Annotated in this window: 3 protein-coding genes; 1 reads left to right on the top strand and 2 read right to left on the bottom strand. The window is 70.2% G+C overall.

Features of this window, described 5'->3' with window-relative positions; all coding sequences use genetic code 11:
• On the top strand, positions 1 to 1,317 hold a 1,317-nt coding region (locus WH07_RS34815), incomplete at its 5' end, for a chitinase (protein WP_046509052.1).
• Here the strand turns inward: WH07_RS34815 and WH07_RS34810 are convergent.
• Both WH07_RS34810 and gabT read right to left on the bottom strand, forming a co-directional pair.
• The gene (locus WH07_RS34810) at positions 1,271 to 2,245 is read right to left on the bottom strand and encodes a phosphatase PAP2 family protein (RefSeq protein ID WP_107073668.1); all 975 of its coding nucleotides are present in this window, start codon (positions 2,243 to 2,245) and stop codon (positions 1,271 to 1,273) included. The genes WH07_RS34815 and WH07_RS34810 overlap by 47 nt on opposite strands.
• Before the next feature lie 141 nt (positions 2,246 to 2,386).
• Complete coding sequence (gene gabT, locus WH07_RS34805; protein WP_046509048.1) at positions 2,387 to 3,721, bottom strand: 4-aminobutyrate--2-oxoglutarate transaminase; 1,335 nt, start codon at positions 3,719 to 3,721, stop codon at positions 2,387 to 2,389.
• Positions 3,722 to 4,123: the final 402 nt, after the last annotated feature.

The following is a 4,123-nucleotide window of genomic DNA, read 5'->3' as shown; positions in this document are numbered from 1 at the left end:
GGCCCCGGCGGCACCCCAGCCCAGCCCCCGGCCGTCCCCACCGGCCTGCGCGCGGGAACGGTCACCTCGTCCTCCGTGGCCCTCTCCTGGTCCCCCGTCACGGGCGCGACCGGCTACAGCGTCTACCGCGGCGGCACCAAGGCCCTTGATGTCAGCGGCACTTCGGCGACCGTGACCGGGCTCAGCCCGTCCACGGCGTACAGCTTCCAGGTCGCCGCCACCAACGCCGCCGGTACGTCCGCCCTCTCATCGGCCGTCAGCGCCACCACCTCCGCCTCGGGCGGCGGCGGAAACGGCGGCGGACTGCCCGCCCACGCCCTGGTCGGCTATCTGCACTCCAGCTTCGCCAACGGCTCCGGCTATACGCGCATGGCCGATGTGCCCGCCTCGTGGGACGTCATCAACCTGGCCTTCGGCGAGCCCACTTCGGTCACCTCCGGTGACATCCGCTTCAGCCTCTGCCCGGTCGCCGAGTGCCCGAACGTCGAGTCCGCGGCCGAGTTCAAGGCGGCCATCAAGGCCAAGCAGGCCGCGGGCAAGAAGGTCCTGATCTCCATCGGCGGCGCCAACGGGCAGGTCCAGCTCGCCACCACCGCGGCCCGCGACACCTTTGTCTCCTCGGTGTCCAGGATCATCGACGAGTACGGACTCAACGGCCTGGACATCGACTTCGAGGGCCACTCGCTCTCCCTCAACACCGGCGACACCGACTTCCGCAACCCCACCACTCCGGTCATCGTCAATCTGATCTCCGCGATCAAGACCCTCAAGGCCAAGTACGGTCCTGACTTCGTGCTGACCATGGCCCCCGAGACCTTCTTCGTACAGCTCGGATACCAGTTCTACGGATCGGGCCCGTGGGGCGGCCAGGACCCGCGCGCCGGGGCGTACCTCCCGGTGATCCACGCCCTCCGGAACGACCTCACCCTGCTCCATGTCCAGGACTACAACTCGGGCCCGATCATGGGTCTGGACAACCAGTACCACTCGATGGGCGGCGCCGACTTCCACATCGCCATGACCGACATGCTGCTCACCGGCTTCCCGGTGGCCGGTGACACCACAAAGGTCTTCCCGGCGCTGCGGCCCGACCAGGTGGCCATCGGTCTGCCGGCCTCGACCCAGGCGGGCAACGGCCACACCTCGCCTGCCGAGGTCAACAAGGCGCTGAACTGCCTGACGAAGAAGACGGACTGCGGCTCCTACCAGACCCATGGCACCTGGCCCGCGCTGCGCGGACTGATGACCTGGTCGATCAACTGGGACCGCTTCAACCAGTGGGAGTTCTCGCGGAACTTCGACGCGTACTTCGGCTGAGCCGGGACCACGCGGCGGGTGCTCCGGGCGTGCGGAGTGCGCGGAGCACCCGACCCAGAACCAGGAGCAGCATTCCGCACAGCGCCAGGCTGCCGAGGACGTCCAGCGGCCAGTGGTAGCCACGCAGGACCAGGCCGGTGCCCGTTGCCAGGGTGAGCAGGACGGCGACGGGCACCGGCCAGCCCCGCGGGCCGTACGCGCGTCGGGTCGACGGGCGTCGGGCATACGGAGCGGTGTACGGGGCCAGCAGCAGGGCCGCGCCGCCGTACGCCACCATCGCCGTGGCCGTATGCCCGGACGGGTAGTAACCGGTCGCGTCGGTGAGCGGGCCCGGCCGGTCGATCCAGATCTTGAGCGGTACGACCAGAGCCGGGACGGCGGCCATGGCGAGCGCGGCCGCCAGCGCCCCCGCCCGCTGCCCGCGCCACACCGCGTACCCGATCGCCACGGCCAGTACGGGCAGCGCCACCGGCATCCCGCCGAGGTCGGCGAGGAATTCCGTCAGAGGTGTGGGCCCTTGGCGGGCGAGCGCCAGTCCCAGGCGCTCGTCGGCGCCGCGCAGCGGTCCGCCCGCGGCGGCCTGCCAGGTGATCAGCGAGAAGAGGAGCGCGCAGAGCGCGAAGAGCGGACGGGACCCGCGGAAGAGGAGACGGGGCCTGCCGAAAGGGAGACGTGACCTGGGAAAAGTCCGGGAACGCTCCGGGAAATGAGCCGGCCGCCCAGGAACAGGGGGGGTAGTTCCGGGGCGGCCGTCCGCATCGGTGTGCCACACGCCCCGGGGGGTTTGGGGCGGGTGGCCGTCCGATCGGCAAGGAGTTCCAGAGCCTGAATCTCCAGTGGTGTGCGCGAAGGCACGACCAAAGCGGGGCTGGGGATGCTCCGCTCCGGTGTCGCCCGCAGTCCCCTGCGAGCGGGGTGTTTCTCTCATCTGCGGAAACCGTACGACAGGCAGGCCGCGACCGACAGCCGGAAACAGCTCCCGCCATCGCCCTCGCACACCTTCTTCACAGGCCCTCACCGTTGCCCCGAAGATGACCCCAAGTGGCCTCCTGGAGCTCCTCATGCCTGGTCAGAGCGCGGAGAACGCCTGCTCGACGATGTCCAGGCCCTCGGTCAGCAGGTCCTCGCCGATCACCAGGGGCGGCAGGAAACGCAGCACGTTCCCGTAAGTGCCACAGGTCAGGACCAGCAGTCCCGCCGCGTGGCAGGCCTTGGCCAGCGCGGCCGTCGCCTCCGGGTTGGGCTCCTTGGTCGCGCGGTCCTTCACCAGCTCGATCGCGATCATCGCGCCCCGGCCGCGGATATCGCCGATGACGTCGTACTTCTCGCTCAGCGCGGCCAGCCGGGGCTTCATCACGGCCTCGATGCGGCGCGCCTTCGCGGCGAGGTCCAGCTCCTTCATCGTCTCGATGGCGCCGAGCGCGGCGGCGCAGGCCACCGGGTTCCCGCCGTACGTGCCGCCCAGGCCGCCCGAGTGCGCGGCGTCCATGATCTCGGCGCGGCCGGTCACGGCGGCCAGCGGCAGACCGCCCGCGATGCCCTTGGCGGTGGTGATCAGATCCGGTACGACACCCTCGTCCTCGCAGGCGAACCACTGGCCGGTACGGCAGAAACCGGACTGGATCTCGTCGGCCACGAACACGATCCCGTTCTCCCGGGCGAACCGCGCCAGCGCCGGCAGGAATCCCTTCGCGGGCTCGATGAAACCGCCCTCGCCGAGCAGCGGCTCGATGATGATCGCCGCCACGTTGTCGGCGCCGATCTGCTTGCTGATCTGGTCGATGACCTGGGCGGACGCCTCGGGACCGCAGTTCTCGGGGCCGGTCGGCCAGCGGTAGCCATAGGCGACGGGCACCCGGTAGATCTCCGGGGCGAAGGGGCCGAAACCGTTCTTGTACGGCATGTTCTTCGAGGTCAGCGCCATGGTCAGATTCGTACGGCCGTGATAGCCGTGGTCGAAGACGACGACCGCCTGGCGCCTGGTGTACGAACGGGCGATCTTGACCGCGTTCTCGACGGCCTCGGCGCCCGAGTTGAACAGCGCGGACTTCTTGGCGTGGTCGCCCGGGGTCAGCTCCGCGAGCCGCTCGCAGACCTCGACGTACCCCTCGTACGGCGTGACCATGAAACAGGTGTGGGTGAAGTCCGCGAGCTGGGCGGAGGCACGGCGTACGACGGCCTCGGCGCTGGCACCGACGGAGGTCACGGCGATGCCGGAGCCGAAGTCGATCAGCCGGTTGCCGTCCACGTCCTCGACGATTCCGCCGCCGGCGCGGGCCGCGAAGACGGGCAGCACGGACCCCACGCCGCCGGCGACCGCGGCGGTACGGCGGGCCTGCAGCTCCTGGGACTTCGGCCCGGGAATGGCGGTGACGAGACGGCGCTCCTGCGGGATGGCGGTCATGAGGGGCTCCTGGGGGGTGTTCAGGGGTTCCGGGGTGTACCGGTGTTCCGGGGGCTTTCTTCGCAGGCTAGGGGCGGCGGAGGGGCACGGGCATGCGCCGTTCGGTAGTAGTGGGGGCGTGTCGTTGTCCGTGACGGACAGCGTGAACGACAGAGTGACGGTCCGGGCGGGCGTCAACCTGGTTGCGGGCGGCGGACGGTGGGCCAGCCGCTGAATGCCCGTCAGTGGCAATACATTGAGCGGGTACAGCAGGTATGGAGCAGGTACAGCAGGGCGGACCGGTGACTGCACAGGGGGCAGGGGTAGGGACGGAAAGCGACGGCACGCACGACTCACGGGGCACCCGGGCCAACCCCGTGCCGCGCCCGGCAGGTGCGCCAGGACTGTCGGGGCCGCCGCCCA

Source organism: Streptomyces odonnellii (assembly GCF_000981895.1).
Classification (GTDB): domain Bacteria; phylum Actinomycetota; class Actinomycetes; order Streptomycetales; family Streptomycetaceae; genus Streptomyces; species Streptomyces odonnellii.
The sequence above is the reverse complement of the archived record's forward strand: the minus strand, read 5'-3'. Positions and strand labels throughout refer to the sequence as shown.